Raw genomic sequence first — 23,964 nt, 5'->3', positions numbered from 1 at the left:
GCGTGGCACGGCTGGACGAACCCGATTACGTTTTCCGCGATCGCCATCCGGAGCGCAGCGATGTCTATGCGCTCTACGATAAAGAGAGCGAGCGGATGCGCCGAGAGGCTTTTTGCCTGCTCGATCTGCCCTATGGGCGTCATCCGCGCATGACCTTCGACCTCTTTCCGGGCGAAAACGATGCGCCCCTGGCGGTATTCTTCCATGGCGGTTATTGGCAGAGCCTGGATAAGCAGCGCTTCAGTTTTGTCGCAGGGCCGCTCCTGGCACGAGGTTTTTCAGTCGCCTTGCCGAACTACCCGCTCGCGCCAGAGATGTCGCCCGAAGCGATCGCCGCCGCCGCGAGGTCGTGTCTGCCGGCGATTTTCGCGGCGGTCACTCGACAGACGGGGTCGCCGCCGTCGTCATTTATGACCACCGGTCATTCGGCCGGCGGCCACCTTTCGATCTGGGCGGGCATGCAGGCCCCGGAGGACCCCGTCGTCGCGTCCGTTCCCTTCGCGGGGATGGTGCCGATCAGCGGCATCTTCGATGTACGACCGTTGGTCGGCACCAGTCTGAATAAGGCACTCAAGCTGACAGTTCGCAGGGCCGCACCGCTCAGTCCGATCCACCATGAGCTGCCGCCAAACCAGTATCGTATTTTCGTCGGTGCGGACGAAACGCTCGGATTTCTCCGGCAGGCGGCGCGCTTCACTGGCGGGCTGAAGGCTGCGGGACGCGATGCAGCCTTGTTCGAACTGACTGGACTGAACCATTATACAATTCTAATGGATCTTCTTTCCGCGAACTCGGCTATAGCTCGAGTGCTTGAAGGGATGGTTGGCATGGGGGGAGATTGTGCCGGCAGGCGAGACGATTACAAGAAACAGAATAAACTACGTCAACTTTAACCAGCTGCGTTCGTTTTACGCGGTTGCGCGCGAGCTGAGCTTCACCAAGGCGGCCGAACTGCTTTGCATAGGCCAGCCTACCGTGACTACGCAGGTGAAGGCGCTGGAGGAGACCTACAATCTTCAGCTTTTCGTGCGCGGGCCGAGCGACCTCACACTGACCGATGCAGGGGAGGCGCTGCTCACGGTCGCCAGACAGATATTTTCCCTGGAAGAGCGGGCGCATTCGCTGCTGAACACCGTCGGCAACCAATTCGCAGGTCGCCTCCACATCGGTACGGTCGGCCCCTTCTTCGTGATGAAGCAACTGTCCAAATACATCGACCGCTATCCGCTCATGCATGTGACCGTGGAGAGCGCCAACTCCGACTCCATTTACCAGAAGCTGCTGAATTACGAAGTCGATGTCGGCATCATCGGCAGCGACTACAGTGATCCGCGTCTGGACCTGGTCTGTCTCGGCAAGCACGAAGTTGTCATCGCCGTTCCCGTCTCACACCCCTGGGCGCATCGCAGCCAGGTCAACATCGAGGAACTCGATGGCCAGCGGCTCATCATGCGCGAGAAGGGATCGATGACCCGGCGTGCGCTCGAGGAGGTCCTCGCCGCAAACAGCATCCGCCCGAACGTCGTCATGGAATTGCCGCGCGACTCCGTGCTGGAGGCGACGGCGGCTGGATTGGGCCTCGGCATCATCTCGAATTTCGAGTTCTCGCGGGACCAGAGGCTTCGCACCTTGTCGATCGCAAGATACAGCCCGTGCACGCGCTCGTTCGCGGCCTGTCTGAAGGAGCGGCGGACGCTCCCTTCGATCGATGCGTTTATGAAGATGTCCTCGGAGTTGGTGGCCCAGTCACTGGATGCGGACTGCTCGAACAACAAGTCATAGACGACGCCGGATCGGCGGCGAACACTGGTTCGCCGTCGCGACGCCGCATCTTTGCTTGATGGGCGCTGCCGCTTCCGGTTTTTCAAGCCGGTCCGCGGACAGACGTATGGGCCGAGAGCGTGCGGGGAATGACGTGGTCAACGGCGGCAGGTCCGCCGACTACCGATATCGAAGAGCAGCCCGGCTCTGTACGACGGCGGTGCGCGACAGCGGGATCGACATCATCCTGCCCAGGGCCATCTTGGATAGCTAAATACCAAGCGGCGGCGAACGCACATCGGCAAAAACTAGCCTCCGCTTTCACACCGGATGATCGTGGCGCGGGTGCATCGGGGAAGGGCGTTGGTCCAAGAAAGGGTCGGCTTAGCAATTGTCTATGGCCAACCTGCCGGAATGCAGTGGCTGCGAGCGTGCTCATTAACCCCAGACTCACGTGCGGCAGCACCGTAGCTGCGATAGGTCAAGTTGTATGCATTTTCTGCACGGCCATTTAAATCGTCTCATCTACCGTTTGCGCATGAGTTTCGGAACCGGGAGTTCTAGCCATGAAAGCGCAAACAAGAATTTCGGTCGGATCAATCGACAGCCGTAGCGGCATAGTGCGGGGCGTTCTTGCACTGCTCCTTGTAGCAGCGGTGTCGGGATGTTCTGCCACCGTGGATCAGAGCATCCGCACATCGTCGCTAACGAAACAGGTCGGCTACCCGGCGTTAAGCAGCAAGCCCGTCGCGGCAAAGCAGGTCGTCGTTCAACGGGCAGCCAAGCTCGAACGGGCCGCCTATCTCGGGCGCGCGCCATATATTTGCACGCCGAGCGGTTTTGGCAGCACCTCGCGCTGCTTCCTTCGATAATGGCGGAGTTGCGCGCCGATTGGCGACGGGCTCATCTGCGGAGCCTTTTTGATGCGCTGACGCCAATAGGCTGCGCAACCCCTTCACTCGGTCAAGATCATTCGACCTTGCCGAGCCTGGCCTCGAAGCGGTTCAGCCGCGCGCTCACATAGTTGCCGCGGCGAAGTTTGGCGAATTCGTCATCAGGCTTTGCCGGCGTGTTCCTGAAGACATACCATTCGCCATTCGGTTCTCGTTTCTGGAGAATGCGGCTACCTTGCTTGCGATGGCTGAAGCATGTCGTTGCGGGGGCCGAGCCGTCCTTGCCACGCCAGTCGGCCTTGAAGCAGAGTTTTCCCGGCCCAGTGATGAACCAGCGGCCGACGCCGTATGAGGGCGTTCCGTTCTCGCGCGACCAGGCCGTAAACCGGCGCTGCCGCACCGAGAAGTAGCCGGCGCCCGCTTTCCAGATCCACGATTTCTGACCGTAGAGCTTGTAGAGCTCCTCGTGCGTCAGCGGCGTCGCTTTTTGAGCGTTCACGCGTCCGGTAGCGGCCTCGGCAACCGATCCCGTCGCACCGATGGCCGTGGCGATTGCGACAAGCAAAGATATTGTGCGTGGTGCTGACTTCATCTCATGTCTCCTGTCGGAATGCTGGCTAGTTGGTAGCTTCCCGGACCACCCGCCAATCGGGCCGTCCATAACCCCCAGGCCACGGGTAGATTTCGCGGTCGTTGAAATAAACAACTGCCGTCAGTTCCGGGAATTCGGCATGGCGCGTGGCCACGTTTGTCGCCCAGCTCGCCACATAGGATGCATCACCTTCGTAACCGAGCTCGGCGACCATGATTGGCTTGCCGTAGCTCTTCACCCGCTCATATCCGGGGGTCAGACGTTCAGAAAACGACAGGTCGCGGCCAGTCATGGCTCGATCGTATTGTTGATAGCCGAACACCGACAGCCCTACGATGTCGACGACGTCGTCCCCGGGATAAAACGCCTCCAGCCCTTGGTTCCCTTTGGGCGACCACATGAAGTTAGCGCTTTTCAGATGCGCCCGGCACACGCCCACCATGCGTCGGAAGGCCGCCTTGAATTCCGCACCCTGCCAGTGAGACCAGGAGAATTGGTTATCCGTTTCGTCCATTTCCTGGCCCCACCTTATGATGATCGGGCTTTTCAGCGTGGCGGCCGTCGAACACACCGCGGCCATGTTGTCATCGCGCTCTCCACTCAGAATGCTGCGCAGCAATTCCTGATCCGAAACGCGCCAGTCGGGTGACCAGGACCACGGCTCGATCGTGATCATCAGCGTGCGTCCGCGCGCTTGCGCATAATTGTCTGCAAGCGTCAGCGTCGACAGATCGACGTCTTCCCAAGGGAGGAAGAGATGTTCGATCTTGGATTGCGACTGCTCTCCAAAGTCGCCATGCGGATCATAGGCGCCGAAATCTATCGAGTCCGGCGTCAGCACCGGACGCTTGTCCGATGGTACTGCCGTGGTGATGGAGTTCGCGTCTGGAATTCCGCGAGGCATGCTGGCTGCGAGGACGGTACCCGACAGCAACAAGCCAAAAAATGTGAAGGCAAACGCCTTTGATCTCTTGTTCATTGCACACCTCCAACTTCGTTCGCCTTGGTTTGCGGGCGAACGCTATCCGTTTTTGCTTCCGCTTGGGCATTGAGGACCTCCCGGATGATCGGGAGCTTCGTTTCGACCAGATCCTCAACGATCAGACGATTGAACTCGTCATCGGCCGCCGACTTTGCGTGTCTGAAGACGTACCAGTCGCCGGCGGGCTCCCGTTTCTGATAGATCGTGCCGTCGAGGATCCGGTGCGTGAAGCAGGTCTTGTCGCGAGCCGCGGCGCTCTGGGTGTGCCATACGGCTTTCAGGCAGAGTTGACCGCCATCAGTTACGCTCCAGCGGCCTTCCGCCCATGTCGCTCCCGCCTCAGACTGCGCCCAGGCTCGGAAAACGCGGCCTTCGCCTTGCATTCGGCCGGCGCCATGCTCCCACTTCCACGTTTTGTCGCGGAAGATCATGTAAAGCTCCAGCCCGGTCATGGCCCGTGCTTTTTCGGGAACGACGATCTCCGCCGACGCCGGCGATTGGCTGAGGAGAAGGGCTGCTGGGATGACGCCAAGAGCAAGACGCCTGACGAACATCGCATAGCGGGCACCCCAGCGTTGTTTCCGATGAAATACGACTTTTTCTGTCATGGCTTTATCCTCAGTGTGCCCCACCGTTTCCCTGTTCCGCCGTGACGGAAATCCAGTGCGGCCGAAAGACGATCTTTCGCGAGTTGCTGCCGTTCTGCCCGGCCCCCGCTGCCGCATAGCGCTCCTCGAAGAGGCGGAGGTGTCCGGCACCCCATGCGAGCGCCTCAAGCCCGTCTTTCCCGTGTTCGGCGGTCGCAATACCGGGCAATGCGACGAGTGCCGAAAGACCTGCCGCCATCGCCGGGCGGTGAAAACGGGAGGGAACGGCGACCGCGTTCTCCTTCGAATGCCGGGCGACGATGACCAGCAGAAGCAGGCAGTACATCGCGGCATTCAGGATCGCGAAGAGGTAGAAGCCCTTGGCGTTCGCAGCATCGCCGACAAGGAGGACCGGCAGCACGGCTGCAATGGCCAGAACGACGTAAGGCGCGAGAACGCGGAACGGCAGCGGATCGACCTCGGATGCACCTTTCGGTGTGACGCGGAAATCCACGAAGGATCCGGTGAGCCAGTCGCGCACCGCGGCCAGCGTGCCAGCGAGAGCCCAAGGCCACCGCGCAAAGAGGAAGAGCGTGCATTCCCAACTCAGGATCTTGGCGTCATACGGCCGGAACGAACTGCTGGCGCGCCAGCGATAGGCCAAAAGCACGAGGATGGTCGAAAGCGGCGCGAAATGCGCGAGAAAATCAGGATAGGTCACCGCGACAAAGGTCTCGCCGCGCGCCAGCGCCATAATCGGCATCGCGAACATCAGCGCCATGAAGCACGCGAACAAAGGGTACCAGAGCTGCGAGAAGAGGAACTGGAACTTCAGCCGCAGCGGCAATCTGCCAACCAAGCGTGGCGAATACTGCAGCAGGAGCATCACGAGGCTGCGCGACCACTGGAATTCCTGGGTCACGAGGTCCCCAAAGGTGCGCGGCCCATCACCATGCGCGATCGCTTCGAGCGCGTGGACGCCGCGCCAGCCGGCGGCGTTCATCATCAGCGTCGTAGAATGATCTTCGGCCAGTTCGGGCCCGAGTCCGCCGATCTCCTCCAGCGCCGCCGTGCGGACCGCATAGTGCGATCCTATGCACAGCGGCGCCAGCCCCCCATTATAGCCAGCCTGAAGCGAGCCGTGCATGCTCGCCTCGGCATAAAGCCTTCCGCGCGCCGCCCAGCTCTCCGATGCGTTGCGGTCACAGATGCTTGGTGCGGAGACGTAACCAACCCTCGGGTCGGCAAAAGGCCGCAGCATCTCGAAAAGATAACCAGGCTCAGGAACATGGTCTGCGTCGAGCTGGGCCACGAAATCATAGCGATCATAGCCGTAATGATCGTAGAAGAAGGCGAGATTGCCTTCCTTGCAACGCGTGCGTCGCGGCCACGAGGTCCGATGATAGTCGGCCCGTCCTTTGCGGGTCGAGACGAAGACGCCATGCCTGCGGCACCACTCGAGCGTCGCCTCGGAGGGATCTTCGTCTGCGAGCCAGGTGTCGTGCGGGACATCCTGCGCGAGCATCGCCTTCAGTGTCTCCGACACGATCGAAAAGGGTTCCGATGGTGCCTTGGTCACGACCATCGCGACGCGGCTGCCGACCGGCAACCGCAGAGGTCCATTTGGTTTTGCCGCGCGGTAGAAGACCGCAATGAAATAGCCAGGCAGGAGGGTGACCCACGCGAGGACCGCGGTCACCGTAACGCTGCCCAAAGTGTCCAAGTGGTGGCGCGGCTCTAGCCACCAGGCCCAGAAATGAACGAGGGCGGCTAGCCACAGGCCGGCGCCGAGGAGATATTCCGCCCGGCGATAGCCGGTGAGCACCGGGACGAGCAAGGGCTCGTCGCTTTGCGACGTGTTCGTCCGGTCATCGGCAGAAAGGCGAGTCATGGCCGCGCCTCCAGTCCGAAGAATGGCGCAGCCGTTCGCACGATTGTCTCAAGATCGGAATAGCGGGGCAGGAAGCCCAGTGTCCGGTGGGCAAGCGCAGCATCGGCATAGAGCGCCGGCGGATCTCCGCAACGTCGTCGGCGAAACATCACCGGGACGTCGTGACCTGTAACCTCGCTGATTGCTTGAAGCACTTCCTTGATGGAACAACCACGGCCGGTGCCGAGATTGAGCGCAAGGTTCGCTCCACCGCTGGCGAGATGTCGATAGGCCAGCGCGTGAGCGCGCGCCAGATCGGCCACGTGGATATAGTCGCGCACGCAGGTCCCATCGGACGTGTCGTAGTCGTCGCCGAAGATCTCCAGATGCGGGATTTTGCCTGCCGCGGCCATGAGTGCCCGCGGAATGAGGTGCGTTTCCGGGTCGTGCCACTCCCCAAGATCACCCTCCGGATCGGCCCCGCAGGCGTTGAAATAGCGCAGCGATACATAGTTGAGTCCGAAGGCCGCCGCGTAGTCCGCAAGCATGTTCTCGGCCATCAGTTTCGTCTTGCCGTAGGGATTGATCGGTGCCTGCGGCGTGGCCTCGTCGATCGGCAACACCGCCGGTACGCCGTAGGTGGCGCAGCTCGACGAGAAGATGATCTTGTCGAGGCCCGTCTGCCGGCACGCATCGAGGAGCGACAGCGTTCCGCGGACGTTGTTGTTGTAGTACTTCGCAGGGTCTGCGACGGACTCACCGACATAGGCGGATGCTGCGAAATGGATGATGGCGGCCGGCTGATATTGTTCCATCACTTCGACCAGACGGGCCGTGTCCAGGATGTCTCCCTGGACGAATGGTCCCCAGCGTACCGCGGAGCGGTTCCCGGTCGACAAATTATCGTAGACGACAGGCTCGATGCCCTCCAGGCGGAGAAGCTTTGCCGTGTGGCTGCCGATGTAGCCGGCCCCACCCGTAACGAGAATGCGTGGCGCGTTCATCAGACCAGCTCCATCACTTTCCGATCGGAACCGGAGAGGAGGCCGTCGAAGTATTGGATCGTGCGCGCAAGACCTTCCGACAAATTGATCGTCGGGTGCCAGCCGAGCGCTTCCGTTGCAAGCGAAATGTCCGGGCGGCGCTGACGCGGGTCATCGACGGGCAGGGGCCGGCGGATGATCTTCGAGCGTGAGCCGGTCAAGTGGATCACCTGTTCAGCGAGTTCACTGATCGTGAATTCTCCGGGATTGCCGAGATTGACGGGGCCAGTGAGCGACGATGGCGACGCCATCAGGCGGGCGAAGCCGTCAATCAGATCGTCGACGAAACAGAAGGAGCGCGTTTGCGATCCGTCGCCATAAATGGTGATGTCCTCACCTTTGAGTGCCTGGACGATGAAGTTCGAGACGACGCGGCCATCGTCCGGACGCATCCGGGGGCCGTAGGTGTTGAAGATGCGAACGATCTTGATGTCGACGCCATGGACCTTATGGAAGTCGAAAAACAGGGTTTCTGCGCAACGCTTGCCCTCGTCGTAACAGGAGCGTGGACCGAAGGGATTGACGTTGCCCCAGTAGCTTTCCACCTGCGGGTGGACCTGCGGGTCGCCGTAGATTTCCGACGTCGACGCCTGGAAGATGCGCGCCCCCTTGCGCGCAGCCAGATCCAACAGATTGAGCGACCCGACCACACAGGTCCTCATGGTCTGGATCGGATCGGCCTGATAGTGCGGCGGCGATGCCGGGCAGGCGAGGTTGTAGATTTCGTCGACCTCCAGGTCGATCGGCTCCACGATGTCATGGGCGATGACACGGAAGGTGTCGAAGCGCTTCAGCTGCGCAACGTTGCGTCTCAAGCCGGTCGAGAAGTTGTCGATGCAAATGACTTCGTGACCGGCGCCAAGAAGCAGCTCGCAGAGATGTGATCCCAGGAAGCCCGCGCCGCCAGTGACGAGTATTCGCTTCAGATTCTTCGGGCGCCGCGAGAAATCATTGTCTTCGTTTGCATTGGTCAAAGTGTTTCTGAAATCATTACGAAAATAATTCACGGATAATCTCCACGCCACTTATCAAAAAACTAAGCACTGTTCGCCAACGGAAGGAATAACTAGGTAATTCAAATACTTTCGTTCGAAAATACCCTGGCTTTTGCCTCGCGCTATTTGAAATCGACTGTTGTCTCTTGATACAATCGCAGCGTGGTGAATGTCATTATCACCCAATCCGGATAGTTATCTTGCCGTGCATTTCTACTCAAAACGAGGTATAACTATCACTCTTGGGTGTACTCCGGCGGAACCGTTCCACTTTGGGGCGAGTTGCACCGGGGCAGAGATGGCCGTCTCAAAGCATTCGATCGCCTGCGGTTCACGCTCGAGGAGACCATTCACTGGAGGAGTTGCATGAGTAAGGAGTCCGGGTCAGGAGATAATCCGACGGAAACTCCGGCGTGGCCGGCGCATTTGGAGCGGCGCCGTTGGCCCCGTGAGCCGACCGTGCGAAGGGAAGCCGCCAACCACCCGGGACTGGTGCCCTCGCACTTCTCCACGCTCGCACTGCCGCCTGCCGAGCAGTTTGACGCTTGGCGCGGGCACATGGCGCCGCTGGTCGATGTTCGGTTGCCGGACGGCAAGTCTCCGGATGAGGGTTTCCCCGCAGAGCAGATAGGATGGCACCTTGGTGATTTGCTCGTCGTTCAACAGCGTACGCCGGGATACAGCTATGAGCGATCTCGCGCGATGCTGCGCTCCAGCCCGATCGACCATTGGAATGTTGGACTGTTCCGCAGCGGTCGGGCATGGACCGAAGTCGACCGCCGCGTTACGGAGACGGGGCCAGGAGAACTCTTTTTCCGGTCGCTCGGCTATCCATATCGCGGGCGCATGACGGAGTCTGCGGCCGTCTTTCTCTTCATGCCATATGAATTGCTGGCGGAGGATGCGAGCAAGTTCGAGGGCGCTAATAATTCCGTCTTGTCCGGCAGCCTGGCGGATCTGCTCATCAACTACATCAATGGCATGGAATCAAATCTCAGCAACATTACCGCGCCTGAAGTGCCGCGTATCGTGCGCACGATACGTGACATGATCGTCGCTTGCGCCGCATCGTCCACGCGGCCGGACGCGGCAGGGTCCCCGGTAAACATGGGAATGATGGAACGGGCGCATCGGTACATCCATCATAACCTTCATTCGGGAGAATTGTCCCCGGATGCCATCTCCCGGGCACTGGGCATTTCGCGAACACGCCTCTATCAACTGTTCGAGCCGAGCGGCGGCGTCCTTAATTATATTCGCCGACGCAGGCTTCTGCAGGCCTATGCGGACCTCAGTGACCCGACGAATAATCGGCCTATCTCCGAGATCGCGGAAGCCGCGGGCTTCGACGTGGCCGCAAATTTCACACGCGCCTTCAATCACGAATTCGGCGCGAACCCGCGCGATATCCGCAAGATGGCAGCCACCGAACGGCATGTCGCACCGCTCGCTCATTCCGAGCGCCATCGCGGAGCCACCATCGGCGACTGGCTTAAATCCCTTCAGGGCTGAGGCGTCAGCAGGCAAGCAAGCCCCAGCGTTGTCGTGCGGGCGCAATCGGCTGAACGGCAACCATCGCACTGGTCTACCGCGGCGATGCGCTTTGTCGGGGCAGGGCTTTCGTTGAGTGTCCCCTCAGGTCAGCCTGAGATCGACGCCCGGATGCAGTTTCTTGAGGTTTGGCAAAGACTTCGATTGCCAGGGATACTCCGAACTCCCGCGGACGGTGAATTGGATATTCGGCCGCTTGCGCGCTTCGATCGTGAGTTTTGCCAGCAGGTTGATCCCGGATGAATTGAGAAACTGCAATCCCGTGAGATCAACGGTCATGCGATCGGGATCGGTCTCAAGTACGCTCATCACCAAGGAAAAAATCGGGGCGTAGGCCTCCGTGCTGGGCAAGCGCATGCTCCCATCGAAATAGATGTCCTTGCCTTCCAACCAAACGCGATACTCGTCTTCTTTGATTTCCATATTTTTCGCTGTTCCATCAGTTCGAGAGATCAGGGACTGTAATCGAGGCGTAGGTTTCCAGCGGGATCTTGCTATCCTGTCTGTCGGATCCAAAAACCCAAGCGAAGTGGGCACCATAATCGCTCATAAGGGTCAGAAGTCCAAGACCGGAGCCAGCACCGGAGCCGGTCGCATTCGCTTCTATCCGTTCTATGAGCAACTCGCCCGGATCCCCCGCGGTTATCTCTGAAAGCAAGTGCTGGAACCGCTCGGCCGTATCAACGTCGATGAAATTGGAGACTTTTGTCCGAAAGGCGTTGGTCGCAATCGATGCTTCGACGACAATTTCGCCGGAAGTCCGAAACTTGACCGCGTTTTCTATAAGCTCATTAGTCAGGTAGCCGACATTGTGCCGCACTTCCTTGTAGAGGCTGCGGGACGTTCGATAGCGCAGCGCAACGAACTCGGCGACGAAATCCGACGTCATTGCGCAGTGTTTCCAGCTGAGATCGAGCGGTCCCTCGAAGAGCCGAAGCCTCGTCACATCTTCGCCCGTTCCAATCGCCACGTCTTCCAGTCCGTATAAGGTCGTCATCCGTTCACCTGTGTCTCATCACCACCAGCGTGATATCGTCATGGATCTTCTGCGTGCCGATATGTGTCATCAGATCTTCGATGATGCCGGATTTGACATCCTCGGCGCTTCGGCCGTAGTGCCGACGGGCGCTCTCGCAAAGCCTTTCGATACCAAAGAGTTCGCCGTTCCTGTTCTCCGCCTCCGTTACTCCGTCAGTGTGGAGAATGATCATATCCCCGCGGCCAAACGAGATGTCGCGGGTTGCCACGAAGGGTGAAATGTCTGGCTCCAACCCGATCGGCAGCCCGAGGTCGAGGGTGTCTATTCGCTCCACGTTTCCAAGATTCCTGACCACAATCAGCTCTTCGTGCTGGCCAGAGAGCGTCATGCGCGCGCCGTCGTAGTCAAGGAAAGCCAGCGAGAGATGCTTGTCGGTGCTGGTCCTGACGAGATTCTTGTAGATGGCGCGATTGACGCGGTTGAGGAATTGGGAAGGATCCATCTCGCCGGCTTCCTGCAGTGCCCGCGCGACAGATTGAACCATCAGCATCAAAACGCCGCTCTCGAGACCGTGTCCGGTCACGTCGCCGATCCCGATCTTCAGGCGCTTTCCGTTTTTCAAGACGTCGTAATAATCGCCGCCGACCTCGTCCGCCGGCCGCATGTAGGCGGCGATCTCCAGATCCGCGATCTCCTCAAGTTCACCGGCCTTCGGCAAGACCATCATCTGGATGCGACGGGCGACCGCCAGTTCGGCGCCAAGGCGCAAATTTTCACTGCGCAGCTGTTGGTTCAATGCTGAGATCTGCAGGTTAGCGTCTTCGATCTCCTTCGTTCGATCCTCGACGAGTTGCTCGAGATTCTCGGTATGGAAGCTGATCTGCTCCGCCATCCGGTTGAAGGCTGCGCCCGCCTCTCCGACCTCGTCGCGCGTTGGGATATCGACCCTGACGGAATAGTCCTTGGCTTGGATGCGTTTGGCGGCATCGGCAAGTGCACTGATGCCACCGGTGATCCGTTTGGATATGGCGAATACGGCGGCGATGACGAAACATAGTGACACAAGGAGCGCCAGGATCTGGTAGATCACGATCCTGTTCGTCGCCTCGGAGATTCCTGCTTGGGCAGCAAACAGCGACGCATAGATCTCCCGTTCCGGTACGACGATACCGAGCATCATGTTTTCGCGGCGAACCGGTCCGGAAACCCAAAGATTCGTCGGCTGCAACTGTTTCAAGACGACGAGGTAGGGCACCCTTTCGCCGTTTTCATCAAGGAGGATGTGCCTGAGCAATCCGTCCTCGCCCAAGGGCAATTGCGCGATCGCCGGCTGTATGCTTCTGCGCAGCGAACGATCGAGACCCGTTACACCTTCGCTGCCTGCAGCGCTCGATGCCCGAAGACCGATGACTTTCTCTCCGACCGGATTGATTGCCACGACGTTGCCGTCCGACATTGTTAGGAAACCGAAGCCGTTGTCGGCGACCTTGACATTCTCGACGATCTCCGCCAGCTGGTCGAGCGTGATATCCGCTCCGGCGGCGCCGGCCACCCGCATCCGGTCGCGTGACCACAGCGGTTGGAAGAAGCTGACGATGAGCTTGCCGGTGATTGCGTCCGTGTAGGGCGCCGTCTGGGTGGTGTCGAACCCCACAGGACGCGTTTCGGGATCGCGCGCCCATCCGTCCCACGATTCGTAGAGACCGGGAAAGAAGAACGACCAGAACTCCGAATTGTTGTGGCCAGGATAAAGCTTGTCGAAGGTCTGGGCCTGATCCGTGTAGGGCGCCGTCCTGAAGATCGGCCGCTCCTTGGGGCCGATGTAGTACATCTGCAGCTTCGACTGACCGTTTGCAAGAAGGCTTGGCGCGACGAGATCAAGGACCGCGCTGTTCTCGATATCCGTCTGTACGTCGGGAAGGGGAACGTGGTTCGCGTCGAGGAGATATCCCCAGACGCTTACGACCGACAAAGGGCCAGGCAGATTCTGAGCCCACCCGCCCTTCTGGTCGTATGCGACCGTAACGGCCCCTGGCGCCCCGCGCGCCATTGCGTCGCCGATTTCGGATTTTCTCACCGGTCGATCGATCTGCTCCTGGAGGACGCCTGCCAGTGTGCCGACGTCCGAGTGAACCTGATTAAGAAGCAGGTTGACGCGGGCCGCGGTTGTCTCGGCGTAGGAGCGGATAAAGTCCTGGCTCGCGTCTTCCAGGCCACGCCCGACCTCCGCCGCGGCGTCGCGGGAAAGCCTCTGCACGTTCCAGAGCGCCAGCCCGCCGGTGACGAGCAGGTCGAAGAGCACCGCCCCGCCGACGACGAGAACGAACTTGGCGCGGAACGAGCGAAGACCCAGGCGCTTGGTCTGATCACCGAGATCACTCATAGTGGTTTGCGCCCTGAAGCCGCCCAGATCGGCCAACCGGCGTAACCCTTCGGGTGAAGAGCCGCGAAGATGTGATCCCGGAAGCCCTGGCGGAAACGTTCGATGAACTCGGGAGGATCGCCGCGTTTCACTGCCATCTCCCCGGCATAAACATTCTCCCAGGCGGCAATGATGTCGGCGAAGTCCTGCGCGTCTCCGTCGAGATTGGTTACCATGAACGATTCGACGATGATATCGTCGAATCCCGCGTCGGCAAGATAGCGCCTGCTCTTTGGGCCGAGTTCGACATCCATCTCGAAATGGCTGAACAGCCTGGCAACTTCCTCATAAGTCCACTGAATGCTTTGTGATCGCGGTTCGCCGAGGCAGTGCGAATTCTTCTCGTTGGTGACATACACGCGTCCGCCTGGCTTCAAGATCCGATGGAGCTCCTTCAGGAGCACGTCCGGCTGGTTGAATATCTGCAGTGAATGCCGGCAGGTCACGAAATCGAATTGATTGTCCTCGAGCAGCATCTCGGACGCGTCGCCGTAGGTGTATTCGATATCGGTGATGCCGAACCCTGCAGCGACGTCGCGTGCATAGGCAAGGCTTGCCCTCGAATGGTCGAGGGCGACAATGCGCGCTGGCTGGAATTCTTTGCGGACAAGCATGGCAAAATCGCCGATGCCGCAGCAAATGTCAGCCATGGCGATCCCAGATCGCATACCGTGGCGAGGCAGGATAGCGCGCTCGTGGCGCCAGGTCATCTTCGTCTGCGTGCGCAGTATCGGAATGAAACTCGTATCCTCTACGAAGCTCTGGCCGGGATAGAACTTGGAGTCGTAAACCTCGACCGTGACCTGCGGCTCGATCTTGTTCAAGTGCCCGAACATGCGTTCGGTCCAACCCACGACACTTGAGGTCACGACCACGAAGCGGATGTCCGATCTTGAACGGCATGCGTCGAGAACCACGCGCGCGAAAGCATGAAAGGCCGTGTTGTTCATCTGAACCAGGCGTTTCACGTTAACGTAGAGGACGCCCCGCACCTCATCGATCACCTCTCTCAGCATCGAAATGCTCGCGGCGATTTCGTCGACCGAGCGAGGTCGAATTACCCCGGAAAGCGAAAACTCCTGGCTGTTCGGGTCGAATTCCACCTTGAAGGGGGCGGAAAGGGCTAGGGCTGCGGTGCTCAACTCACTATTCCCTCGAGAGGCAAGTCTACGACCAGCGTAATCGACGGCGGATCGTTCTCCTCCAGCCTGACCTCCGCATCAAAGTTGATCGCCAGGTCCAGAAGAACGGCATCCCGGCTCGGCGCGAGATCCGTCGAGATGGCATCGAGATACCGTGCGTAGGCGTTGCCTTTTCGGGTTTTCGACACCGCCTCTCGATAGAATTGCCTCTGACCAGGCGGGCACGGGAAAGTGAGCTTCACCCGCTCCGTCGGGCCGCGCCTATAAACGGCGCAGCCGATCCGCCCGTCAGGAGAACCGCCGCGGAATGACATCTCCAGGAGCTCATTGAGAGCGGAAGAAAAGAAATTCGAATGGCGGACTGGATCCGTCCGATTGTGGCTGATCATCCGCGCCATGAAGCTCGCCAACTGATCGCAATGGTGCCAGTCCGAAAGAAAGGCTCCCATCTCCATGTCGAACTGAAGCAGGGCTTCGAACGCGGATTCTGGCGCCTCCTTCTCAGCTGCGTCCATCTAACTTCCTCCTCCGCATGCAAAACCTGACGTGATGTTCCAAGGCAGTTGAGCCGCTTCTCGTGCTTATCCACTCACGTTCGCAAAACGCCTGCCACAGAAGCCGACGGCGACTTGCGGAGAAACTCGCCGATTGCCTCTGCGGGCATGGGGAAACCGAGGAGATGCCCCTGCAGGCGATCGCAGCCCTCGTTCTGGAGCCAGGCGGCCTGGCCCCTGGTCTCCACCCCTTCGGCTGTAACGTGCATGCCGAGGCCATGGGCGAGCGCTATGATGGAGCGCACGATCGTCTGGCTCTTCTCATCTCTCTCGAGATCTTTGATGAAATACTGATCGATCTTGATCGTGTCAAAAGGGAAATTCTTGAGGTAGCTGAGTGAGGAATAGTAAGTGCCGAAATCGTCCAGCGAAATCTGCACACCCAGCACGTTCAGGGTGTTGAGCGTATCGAGATTGTTGGTTGTTCGCTCCAGCAGCACCGACTCGGTAATTTCGAGCTCAAGACGGTCGGCGCGGATTCCAACCAAATCGAGCGTTTGCGCCACGCGATCCGTAAGACCCTCGTGCAGGAATTCGGCCGGTGAGAGATTGACCGCGACTGTGAAGTGGGATGGCCAGGTCGCTGCTGCCCGGCAGGCGCGCTCCAGCAGCCATTGACCTATTTCGCTCATCAGCCCGTCCGCTTCCGCCATTGGAATGAAGACATTCGGCGGGATAATGCCGATCAGCGGGTGCCTCCATCGCAAAAGCGCTTCGAAGCCCGCGACCGAAGACGATGACCTCATGAGCGGCTGGTATTCGATGAAGAATTGCCCCTCGGAGAGGGCGGTGCGCAGGCTTCGCCGCAGCATTTCGCGCTGCTCGAGCACAATGAGCATGGAGCGGGTGAACGTCCGCGCCCGCCCGCGGCCGTCCTTCTTTGCCGCATAGAGTGCAATGTCGGCAGCCTTCATCAACTGCTCGATCTCGTTTCCGTCTGCCGGAGCGACGGCAATTCCAACACTTGCCCCGACGAAGACATTAATGCCCTCGACAGTGAAGGGTGCTTGGAAGGCATTCACCAGCGCGTCGGCCAAACGCTCGGCCTCTTTGGGTTGATCGGTCCTCCATTGAATGACGGCGAATTCGTCGCCGGCCAACCGGTAGGCGAGTTCCCGTTCCCCGAGCACCCCCCTGATCCGTTCCGCCGCCATTTTGAGAACGGCGTCGCCGGCGCCGTGTCCTAACGTGTCGTTGATTGGCTTGAAATCATCGAGATCGATTTGCATCAGGGCCAGCCGCGCACCGTTTGCCACCGGCAGTGCGCTGCGTAGCTGATCGCTGAACCGTCGACGGTTCGGCAGACCGGTCAAGACGTCGTGTGTTGCCTGGTGCAACAGGAGCGCCCGATCGCTCTCGCTTTGGTTGGACGCCTGGTGGTACCTCCTTTCGGCTTCGATGATCCCGATACCGTGACCACTGCGAAAGATCATGAGTGTACGGCGATTTCCCGTCGCCGCATCGGCGATCTCGACGGTTCGCGGCAGTCCGCTTCCAACGACGAATTCGACGGCGGACTGCGGACCGGGCGCCAGCAGCTCGGGATAGATGTGCCAGAGCGTTGTCTCGATGAGCGAGTCGATGGCGTATGTCTTCCTGTGTTCTGCCGAACAGTCGACGAGGTGGAAGCTCTCATCGTACAAAGAGACGAGCTCGTCGGTATTGGCGGGAAGGTGGCTCTCAGCGGAAGATGAAACAGACATCGCCGCATCCGCGTCCGGCATCCTTGTCCTCCTCTTGTGTCTCACTCAAAATGGTCTGTCGTCTTGACTGAGCGGCAGACGGCCGATTCTTACCTAGCACAACTTCGACCAGCTCTGTGTCACCCTCCAACGGAGCGTTCGCTCACAATTATCGCGGAAGGTGTCTCGGTCAATGCCGCTCAGCCGGTGAGACAGCCCCGATTTCCACAGAATCACTATTGAAACAGTCAATTTTAAGGGTTGCTCGACGTGAAGGGGGGATGAATCCTGAACACGTGGTAGGTGTAAAGCGAGGAGGCGGCTTTAGTTCGAAGTGGCATGACGCTAGTAACGGTTGTGCCACTGGCAACGGAGCACCGTCGCAATCCGCGCCGCCGAGGCAGTGAGTAGAGGCGGTCCATATGATCCTGAATCATCGCATCACACGCATCACGGTCGGCATTCTGCTGCTCCTGCTTGTCGCCATCGTGCTGCTGCCGGGATTGACCGGCTTCACCAGCCTGGATGGCACCGTCAATGCGCGTTTCGCAACCATAAATGCGCCGATTGACGGCGAGATTGCTGGGGTGCCGCCGCGGATCGGGACGCCGGTAGCCGAGGGCGAAACACTTGCAAAAATTCGCAACGAACGCGTCAACCGGACCGTTCTGGCGTCGCTGCATGCCGAACACCGGACTGCCCTCGATCGCGTCACGGCGCTGGAGCAGGAACGCGATGAGCTTATGGGCCTGCGTAATCAGCTTGCCGAACGGCTTTCGGTCTTCCAGAGCGCCACCATCTCCAGCCTGGAAAGGGAGCTTCGAATACTGCGGAAGCGTGTCGAGGTATCGCGTGCCCAGGATGTGGTGGCAAAGGTGGATCTCGACCGTCGGCAAGAGCTGGAGTCGAAGGGAATATTTACCCGTAAGATGGTCGAGGCTGCCGAGGCGGCCGGCGCTGCCACCGGCGGCGAACTCGAGATCAGCAATCTGACCGTGGAATTGCTGCAGCAACGCCTGGACGCCGTGCGGCAGGGGATATTTGTCGTCGGCGATGGCCAGAACGATGTTCCATATTCCCGTCAGCGCCAGGACGAGGTGATTGTCCGCATCAATGATCTCAATACCCGCATTGCCGAGAACAGGACGCGAGCAAGTCAGACCGAACAGCAAATGATCGAAGAAGACAAGCGCGTTCGCAGTCTCGAATCGGCAACAATTCCATCACCGTTCGACGGCGTTGTGTGGGCGAGGAGTATCGTAGGCGGATCGAATGTCGTCTTGAACAACGAGATGATGCGCGTCCTTGATTGCCGCGAACTGTTCGTCGACATTCTCGTTCCCGAGGTCGATTACGACGAGATCTATCCCGGCCGCGCGGCGGAGGTCCGGCTCTTTGGACGCGGCGAAGTCTTCAAGGGACAGGTGCAAGCGCTCAAGGGCTCGTCGGCCGTCGCCGAAAAGGATTCCCTTGCTGCCAACGAGCCGGAAACGGACGAGCGCAACGCCCGGATTCGCATCCTGCTTCAACCGTCGGCACTGAACACGGACTTCGGCAATTTCTGCCAGGTGGGGCGCTCGGCGCAAGTGCGCATCGCCAAACACAACGTCCGGCTCACGCAGTGGATCAAAGGCCTGTGGTTCAGTCTCTTCTAGCGCTCGCCCCGACCTTTCTGGTCATCGCCTTCTTTCTTCTCGGGCCGTCCAACTGGTCGCGCCATCGGACGTGGGCGCGAGCGACCACCTGCGCCTTCGTTGCCGCCGTCGCTTTGCGTTATCTGGCATGGCGTTTTTTCGAGACCGTTCTTCCCCATCCCAATGATGGCGCCAACTTCTACTGGGTCTGGTTTATGTTCACCGTCGAGGTCCTCGCTTTCTCGGAGGTCCTGCTGTTCCTCGTCCTGATGAGCCGCTACGTCGACCGCAGCACCGAGGCGGACAGGCTGGCACGCGTGTTCTTCGCGGGAAGTGCAAGGCAGCTACCGACTGTCGACGTTTTCATACCAACCTACAATGAGCCTCTGGACGTTCTGGAAAGGACGATCGTCGGGGCGCTGGCGCTCGACTATCCAAAGGACAAGCTCACCGTTTATGTGCTCGACGACGGCCGCCGCGAATGGCTAAAGTCCTTCTGCGAAGGGCGCGGCGCGGTCCATGTGACCCGAAGCGACAATGCCCACGCCAAGGCCGGCAACATGAACAATGGCTTGCGCGTCAGTTCCGGCGATTTCATCGCTGTGTTCGACGCGGATTTCGTACCTTACCGCAACTTCCTCAGGCGGACATTGCCGTTCTTCTCGGATGAGGCGATCGGCATCGTGCAGACGCCGCAGCATTTCTTCAACGTTGATCCGGTACAGTCCAACCTTGGCCTGGAAAATATCTGGCCGGACGAGCAGCGCCTGTTCTTCGATGAGATCGCGCCAAGCCGTGATGGCTGGGATGTGAGTTTCTGTTGCGGTTCCTGTTCTATCGCCCGCCGCAAGGCGATCGATGTCATCGGGGGATTCCCGACCGAGTCAATCACCGAGGACCTGCTGACCACGCTCTCGATGCTCAACAGAGGCTATAAGACCCGCTACCTCAACGAGCGGTTGTCAATGGGCCTGGCGGCCGAGAACCTGGCCGGCTATTTCGTTCAACGCGAACGCTGGTGCCAAGGCGGCATCCAGACACTCTACCTGCATAATGGCCCGGTGCGCGGGCCTGGACTATCGCTCTTCCAGCGGATCATGTTCCTCCCCATGTCCTGGCTGGTACAATATCTGGTCCGCTTTAGCGTACTCGCGGTGCCAATCGTCTACCTTTGGTTCGGCGCCCTGCCGCTCTATTTTACGGACGTCACCGACTATGTTTCCAATCAGGTACCGGTGCTGGTCGCCTATTTCCTGCTGATGTTATGGATCACACCAACCCGCTACCTGCCGCTAGTCTCCACCGCGGTCGGCACCTTTGCCACATTCCGCATGCTGCCAACGGTTCTTTCAAGTCTCGTGCGGCCATTCGGCAAACCCTTCAAGGTAACCCCCAAAGGCAGCGGTAACGAGGAGAGCGCTTTCGACGCTTATACGTTCACCTGGATTGCGGCCTTCATCGTCGTGACGGCACTCGGCCTCCTGATCAACATCGTTCCCGAAACCGCGCACACGCGCGGCAGCTTTTCGACGATCGCGGCTTTCTGGTCCGGGATCAACATCGTCGTGCTTGTGATCGCCTCACTGATCTGTTTCGAGAAGCCGCGGCGCCTCCTTCAGGCCTTCAAACTCGACGAGGCGGTTGCGGTTGAGGGCGTTGCAGGGCGCCTGGTCAGTCTATCGCTCGACAAGGCTGTGGTTGCGGTTCCAGCCAACACCAGGTTCAAATCGACTCGCGTCATGCTCGATCTTGAAGGCTTCGCGCCGCTCGAGGCCGATCTAAGGCAGGTGACGCAGAGACGCGGGGACATTACCCGCTCGGGCGATGCGCGGCGTTACTACCTCCATCTCCACTTCGATCTGCATGGAGTGGAACGCGACAAGATGATCGTCAAGCTCTATACCGGGCGTTATTCCCGGGACATTGCCGAAATCGACAGGGTCGCGGTTTCGGTAAACCTGTTGCTGCGCGCTTTCGGGCGCATCCGCACAGCGTCGTGACGGGGATTGCTTGGACCGCGCCTCTAGGCTTTGCTCGGGAAAGACGGACGCTGTAGCACTGTGAATGGCTGCATGTGTCCTTAAATCGGCTACGATTTAAGGACATATGCAATAGATCATCGTGACTTGACCCGCACCGGGTCAACTCCGCTTCGGCCGAAGCGGGCGGGTTCCGGGACCTTGTCGGCGCTTACATCCGCTTCGGCAAGATCGTCGAGGATCGGGCAATCCGGCCGTTCGTCGCCGTGGCAATGGGTGGCAAGGTGCTTGAGCGTCCGGCTCATCGCCTTCAATTCCTCGGCTTTGCGTTCCAGGATTTCCACTTGATCGAGCGCGATCTTCTTGACCTCGCTGCTGGCGCGCGAGCGGTCGCGCCAGAGCGCCAGCAGATCCACCATCTGCTCGACCGTGAAGCCAAGATCGCGAGCACGACGGATAAAGCGCAGCGTATGGACGTCGTTGTCGCCATAATTGCGGTAACCGGATTCGCTGCGGCTGGCCGGGGGAATAAGGCCGATCGTCTCGTAGTAGCGGATCATTTTTGTCGAAACGCCGGAGGCGCGCGCGACATCGCCGATATTCATGACATCACCCTTCTTCTGGCGGCAGCGTAGCCGCTGATATAGGAGTTTCGCTCGCGGGGCGCCAATGGCGCCCGCGCTATCGACCAGCGGCAGATTCCCGCGAAAGGCCTCTGAACCGCTTGAGACGCAGCGCATTGCCGACCACAAAGACGCTGGAAAGCGCCATGGCACCGGCCGCGAATATGGGCGAAAGCAGCACGCCATAGGCCGGATAAAGCACGCCGGCGGCGACAGGTATCAGCACCACGTTATAGGCGAAGGCCCAGAACAGGTTCTCCTTGATGTTGCGGATCGTCGCCTTCGAAAGTGCGATGGCATTCGGCACCCCGAGGAGGTCGCCGGACATCAGCACGACGTCGGCGCTCTCAATGGCGACGTCCGTTCCCGTGCCGATTGCCAGCCCGACATCGGCGGCCGCGAGCGCCGGCGCGTCGTTGATGCCGTCGCCGACGAAGGCGACGTTGCGCCCTTCCGCCTTGAGCCGCATCAGAGCCGCGACCTTTCCGTCCGGCAAGACTTCGGCGACGACCTCGTCGATGCCGAGCTTGCGGGCGATCGCCTCTGCCGTGCGGCGGTTGTCGCCGGTGACCATCGCGATCTTGAGGCCAAGCTGATGCAGCATGCGGATCGCTTGCGGCGTCGTCTCCTTGATCGGATCGGCGACGGCGATGATCGCCGCGAGCTTGCCGTCGATCGCGGCGTAAAGCGGGCTCTTGCCTTCGTCACCGAGGCGGCGGGCGTGATCGGCGAAGACGGTGACGTCGATACCCTCGCGCGCCATCAGCCTGTCGGCCCCGATATGGACGGTGTGGCCGGAAACATTGGCGCGGGTGCCGAAACCGGGGATCGCTTCGAACTGCTCCGCTTCGACGATCGTCAAACCCGCGTTCCTTGCCGCGGATACTATGGCTTCCGCGATCGGGTGTTCGGAGCGTGCTTCGACGCTGGCGATGAGGGCAAGGACAGCATTGCTTTCAAAGCCCGCAGCCGCTTCAAGATCGGTCAGTTCGGGTCGGCCCCGTGTCAGGGTACCGGTCTTGTCGATCGCGATGATTTCGGCGTTGCGTAGCGTCTGCAATGCTTCTCCCTTTCGGAAGAGCACGCCCATTTCGGCGGCACGGCCGGTGCCGACCATGATCGAGGTGGGCGTTGCGAGCCCCATCGCGCAAGGGCAGGCGATGATCAGGACCGCGACGCCATTGACGAGCGCGAAGGTCAGCGCAGGATCCGGGCCGAAGACGAGCCAGACGAGGAACGTTGCAAAGGCGATTGCCATGACTGCGGGCACGAACCAGGCGGTGACGCGGTCGACGAGCGACTGGATTGGCAGCTTCGCACCTTGGGCCTGTTCGACCATGCGGATGATCTGCGCCAGCACAGTGTCCGCTCCGACCTTGGTGGCGCGGAAGCTGAAGGCCCCGGTCTTGTTGATCGTACCGCCGACGACGTCCGCGCCGTCCGTTTTCTGAACGGGGACCGGTTCGCCGGTGATCATCGATTCATCGACATAGGAACTGCCCTCGACGACCACGCCATCGACGGCGATCTTTTCGCCGGGGCGGACGACAACGACGTCGCCCGCACGCACATCGGCAATCGCAATCTCCACCGTCTCGTCATTGCGGATGACGCGGGCCGTTTTCGGCTGCAGCCCCATGAGGTGCCTGATTGCTTCCGACGTACGACCTTTGGCGCGTGCTTCAAGAAAACGGCCAAGCAGGATCAGCGTGACGATAACGGCCGCCGCCTCATAGTAGACATTGGCGGTGCCGACCGGCAGCAGGCCGGGCGCAAAGGTTGCAACCACGGAGTAACTCCATGCCGCAAACGCGCCGATCGCGACCAGCGAGTTCATGTCCGGGGCCGCTCTCAATAGCGCCGGAACGCCTTTCTGGAAAAAGCGAAGACCCGGCCCGAAGAGAGTGAGCGATGCGAGCACGAACTGCAGATACCAGCTTTCCTGCATGCCGATGCGGATCATGACGAAATCGTGGATCGCCGGAACGAAATGCGATCCCATCTCCAGCACGAAGATAGGGAGAGTGAGAAGGGCGGCGATCGCAAGCGACAGCTTCAGGCGACGGCCTTCGCGTTCGCGTTTCTCCGCTTCCTGGTCGATATCCCGCTTGTCGGCGATGGGCTTGGCGTCGTAGCCGGCGCCACGCACGGCTTCGACCAGCATGTCCACGGAGGCAAGCCCTTTGACGACACGAACCGCAGCCTTTTCGGTGGCAAGATTGACGTTTGCCTCCAGGGTTCCAGGCACAACCCTGAGCGCCTTCTCGATGCGGGCGACGCAGGATGCGCAAGTCATGCCGTCAATCGCGAGCTCGATCCGCTCTTCAGAGGCCCCATAACCCGTATTCTCGATTGCCTTGACGATATCGGCGGGGTTCGCTGCCGCGTCGAAGCGTATATCGGCCCGCTCCGTCGCGAGGTTGACGGAAGCCGACATGACGCCCGGAACCGCGCATATGGCTTTTTCCACTCTCGCGACGCAGGAGGCACAGGTCATGCCCTCCACGGCAATGCTGGCCGCACGTGCGGTGCCGGCAATCGGTTCGGCATTTCTTGTTTGGATTATCGTCGCGGATCCCATGATCGCGCTCCTTGCAATGCGTCTGCGAACTAGATCATTTCATTGAAACGGTAAGGACGATCGCCCGGTGGGTAATCGGGCGACCGGCGCCGAA

At 60.0% G+C, this 23,964-nt stretch carries 20 protein-coding genes; 6 read left to right on the top strand and 14 right to left on the bottom strand.

Annotation, left to right across the window (positions count from 1 at the left end; all coding sequences use genetic code 11):
- The first annotated feature begins 2 nt into the window (after window positions 1-2).
- The 3 genes from FKV68_RS31430 to FKV68_RS33500 all read left to right on the top strand — a co-directional run bounded on the left by FKV68_RS31430 (window position 3) and on the right by FKV68_RS33500 (window position 2,633).
- The gene (locus FKV68_RS31430) at window positions 3-893 is read left to right on the top strand and encodes an alpha/beta hydrolase (RefSeq protein WP_180942804.1); all 891 of its coding nucleotides are present in this window, start codon (window positions 3-5) and stop codon (window positions 891-893) included.
- Window positions 841-1,782 carry a LysR substrate-binding domain-containing protein gene (locus tag FKV68_RS31425; RefSeq protein WP_180942803.1) on the top strand — a complete coding sequence of 314 codons (942 nt, stop codon included), beginning with the start codon at window positions 841-843 and terminating at the stop codon, window positions 1,780-1,782. The genes FKV68_RS31430 and FKV68_RS31425 overlap by 53 nt, the downstream gene beginning before the upstream one ends.
- Before the next feature lie 545 nt (window positions 1,783-2,327).
- The gene (locus FKV68_RS33500) at window positions 2,328-2,633 is read left to right on the top strand and encodes a hypothetical protein (protein ID WP_245181804.1); all 306 of its coding nucleotides are present in this window, start codon (window positions 2,328-2,330) and stop codon (window positions 2,631-2,633) included.
- 97 nt (window positions 2,634-2,730) lie between these two features.
- On the opposite strand, the gene FKV68_RS31420 is transcribed toward FKV68_RS33500, so the two are convergent.
- From FKV68_RS31420 to FKV68_RS31395, 6 genes are all read right to left on the bottom strand, one after another.
- A complete protein-coding gene (locus FKV68_RS31420) occupies window positions 2,731-3,246 on the bottom strand; it encodes a DUF995 domain-containing protein (RefSeq protein WP_180942802.1) in 516 nt (171 codons plus the stop codon).
- A 25-nt stretch (window positions 3,247-3,271) separates the two neighbouring features.
- The gene (locus FKV68_RS31415; RefSeq protein WP_425347629.1) at window positions 3,272-4,150 is read right to left on the bottom strand and encodes a glycoside hydrolase family 26 protein; all 879 of its coding nucleotides are present in this window, start codon (window positions 4,148-4,150) and stop codon (window positions 3,272-3,274) included.
- 71 nt (window positions 4,151-4,221) lie between these two features.
- The gene (locus FKV68_RS31410) at window positions 4,222-4,836 is read right to left on the bottom strand and encodes a DUF995 domain-containing protein (protein WP_180942800.1); all 615 of its coding nucleotides are present in this window, start codon (window positions 4,834-4,836) and stop codon (window positions 4,222-4,224) included.
- Between the two features lie 10 nt (window positions 4,837-4,846).
- Complete coding sequence (locus FKV68_RS31405) at window positions 4,847-6,706, bottom strand: glycosyltransferase family 2 protein (RefSeq protein WP_180942799.1); 1,860 nt, start codon at window positions 6,704-6,706, stop codon at window positions 4,847-4,849.
- Window positions 6,703-7,689, bottom strand: a complete 987-nt coding sequence (gene galE, locus FKV68_RS31400; protein WP_180942798.1) for a UDP-glucose 4-epimerase GalE — start codon at window positions 7,687-7,689, stop codon at window positions 6,703-6,705. Before galE ends, FKV68_RS31405 begins: the two co-directional genes overlap by 4 nt.
- Complete coding sequence (locus FKV68_RS31395; RefSeq protein WP_245181822.1) at window positions 7,689-8,702, bottom strand: UDP-glucuronic acid decarboxylase family protein; 1,014 nt, start codon at window positions 8,700-8,702, stop codon at window positions 7,689-7,691. Before FKV68_RS31395 ends, galE begins: the two co-directional genes overlap by 1 nt.
- 387 nt (window positions 8,703-9,089) lie before the next feature.
- On the opposite strand from FKV68_RS31395, the gene FKV68_RS31390 reads away from it, so the two are divergent.
- Window positions 9,090-10,235: a helix-turn-helix domain-containing protein gene (locus FKV68_RS31390; protein WP_180942796.1), complete on the top strand. Its 1,146-nt coding sequence runs from the start codon at window positions 9,090-9,092 to the stop codon at window positions 10,233-10,235.
- A gap of 123 nt (window positions 10,236-10,358) precedes the next feature.
- Here the strand turns inward: FKV68_RS31390 and FKV68_RS31385 are convergent, their stop codons facing one another.
- From FKV68_RS31385 to FKV68_RS31360, 6 genes are all read right to left on the bottom strand, one after another.
- Window positions 10,359-10,697 (bottom strand): slr1659 superfamily regulator, encoded by a 339-nt coding sequence (locus FKV68_RS31385; protein ID WP_180942795.1) that lies wholly within the window; start codon window positions 10,695-10,697, stop codon window positions 10,359-10,361.
- Window positions 10,698-10,713: 16 nt separating this feature from the next.
- Window positions 10,714-11,271: a slr1658 superfamily regulator gene (locus FKV68_RS31380; protein WP_180942794.1), complete on the bottom strand. Its 558-nt coding sequence runs from the start codon at window positions 11,269-11,271 to the stop codon at window positions 10,714-10,716.
- Between the two features lie 4 nt (window positions 11,272-11,275).
- Complete coding sequence (locus FKV68_RS31375) at window positions 11,276-13,636, bottom strand: SpoIIE family protein phosphatase (RefSeq protein ID WP_180942793.1); 2,361 nt, start codon at window positions 13,634-13,636, stop codon at window positions 11,276-11,278.
- The gene (locus FKV68_RS31370; protein ID WP_180942792.1) at window positions 13,633-14,817 is read right to left on the bottom strand and encodes a class I SAM-dependent methyltransferase; all 1,185 of its coding nucleotides are present in this window, start codon (window positions 14,815-14,817) and stop codon (window positions 13,633-13,635) included. The genes FKV68_RS31375 and FKV68_RS31370 overlap by 4 nt, the downstream gene beginning before the upstream one ends.
- A complete protein-coding gene (locus tag FKV68_RS31365; RefSeq protein ID WP_180942791.1) occupies window positions 14,814-15,332 on the bottom strand; it encodes a ubiquinone biosynthesis methyltransferase UbiE in 519 nt (172 codons plus the stop codon). The genes FKV68_RS31370 and FKV68_RS31365 overlap by 4 nt, the downstream gene beginning before the upstream one ends.
- A gap of 74 nt (window positions 15,333-15,406) precedes the next feature.
- On the bottom strand, window positions 15,407-17,095 hold the full coding sequence (locus tag FKV68_RS31360) for a putative bifunctional diguanylate cyclase/phosphodiesterase (protein WP_180942790.1): 1,689 nt from the start codon (window positions 17,093-17,095) through the stop codon (window positions 15,407-15,409).
- 380 nt (window positions 17,096-17,475) lie between these two features.
- On the opposite strand from FKV68_RS31360, the gene FKV68_RS31355 reads away from it, so the two are divergent.
- A complete protein-coding gene (locus FKV68_RS31355) occupies window positions 17,476-18,708 on the top strand; it encodes an HlyD family secretion protein (RefSeq protein WP_180942789.1) in 1,233 nt (410 codons plus the stop codon).
- Window positions 18,690-20,687, top strand: a complete 1,998-nt coding sequence (locus FKV68_RS31350; protein WP_180942788.1) for a glycosyltransferase — start codon at window positions 18,690-18,692, stop codon at window positions 20,685-20,687. Before FKV68_RS31355 ends, FKV68_RS31350 begins: the two co-directional genes overlap by 19 nt.
- 116 nt (window positions 20,688-20,803) lie before the next feature.
- On the opposite strand, the gene cueR is transcribed toward FKV68_RS31350, so the two are convergent.
- Together cueR and FKV68_RS31340 are read right to left on the bottom strand one after the other, a co-directional pair.
- Window positions 20,804-21,271 (bottom strand): Cu(I)-responsive transcriptional regulator, encoded by a 468-nt coding sequence (cueR, locus tag FKV68_RS31345; RefSeq protein ID WP_180942787.1) that lies wholly within the window; start codon window positions 21,269-21,271, stop codon window positions 20,804-20,806.
- Window positions 21,272-21,347: 76 nt separating this feature from the next.
- On the bottom strand, window positions 21,348-23,870 hold the full coding sequence (locus FKV68_RS31340; RefSeq protein WP_180942786.1) for a heavy metal translocating P-type ATPase: 2,523 nt from the start codon (window positions 23,868-23,870) through the stop codon (window positions 21,348-21,350).
- Between the last annotated feature and the right edge of the window lie 94 nt (window positions 23,871-23,964).

Source organism: Sinorhizobium mexicanum (assembly GCF_013488225.1).
In the GTDB taxonomy this organism is placed as follows: Bacteria; Pseudomonadota; Alphaproteobacteria; order Rhizobiales; family Rhizobiaceae; genus Sinorhizobium; species Sinorhizobium mexicanum.
This window is presented reverse-complemented; position numbering and strand designations above follow the sequence as displayed.